This is a genomic window from Neobacillus drentensis, assembly GCF_036966985.1.
Classification (GTDB): Bacteria; Bacillota; Bacilli; order Bacillales; family Cytobacillaceae; genus Neobacillus; species Neobacillus drentensis_E.
On sequence record NZ_JBALSN010000754.1, the window covers coordinates 1 to 1,045 of the forward strand.

Annotated in this window: 1 protein-coding gene; it reads right to left on the minus strand. The window is 42.2% G+C overall.

The annotated features are described in order from the left end of the window. The coding region (gene mutL / locus V7659_RS31385; protein WP_335543892.1) for a DNA mismatch repair endonuclease MutL at nucleotides 1–1,045 on the minus strand (1,045 nt) is incomplete at both ends.

Sequence of the window (1,045 nt, forward strand, 5' to 3'; positions counted from 1 at the left end):
CTTCAATAATCAACATATCGTTTTTTGAGTAGTGAAAGGTTAATGGAACAAGCATTTCTTGCACTTCCTGTTCAATGTCTCCTACCTTTTCACGAAAGTACTCATACTTGATTCGCTCTTGGGCAGCGTGCTGATCGATGATATAAAGACCGCGTTCATTTTGGGCCAAAATATACGTTCCATGCATTTGTCCAATCGGATACATCACAGGGACACGTTCACTTTCAGCCTGATGCTGGGCTGCACTCTCTTCCAGTATCACTTCGTCATGTTGTTCATGCGAAGCTGCAGATTCCTCTACATATACATGGTCAAACGTTTCTTCAGACGATGCTGGTANNGTCTCGTATACAGCCGATGCGAGTGAGTCCGGCTCATAGGAAACAGGTGTTTCCATTCGGCTTTTCATTGTTTGTTTAGAATCAAAAGATAAGGACTGTTGCTCATTTTTCACTGCTGGCATTGGTGCTTTTTTTGGCACTGAAGCACTTGGAATGAGCTGTTGCTTTTGAAAGACGTCCTTAATCCCTTGTTTGATCAACTCATGAAGTTCTTGCTCTTTACTTAGTCTGACTTCAAGTTTAGAAGGATGTACGTTCACATCGACTAAAATGGGGTCCATCTTCATCTCAATAAATGTAATTGGATGTCGTCCGATCGGGAGCAGTGTATGGTATCCTTCATGAATGGCTTTCACCAGCGGGAAATGCTTGACATATCTACCGTTGACAACAGAAGACATATAATTACGTGATGCCCTTGTCACTTCTGGTAAGGAAATATAGCCTTTCACTTCAAAATCAAGTGATTGTACATGTAGTGGCAGCATTTTTTTGGCCACTGCCGTTCCATAAATGGACGCAAGCACATGCCGCACATCTCCGTTTCCATTTGTTTGAAGCAGCACTTTTCCTTGATGTCGCAAACGAATCGACACTTCTGGATGAGCAAGTGCAATTCGGTTCACAACATCAGAAATGTTGCCAAGCTCCGTATGAACCGTTTTCATGTATTTTAGACGGGCTGGCGTATTATAAAATAAATT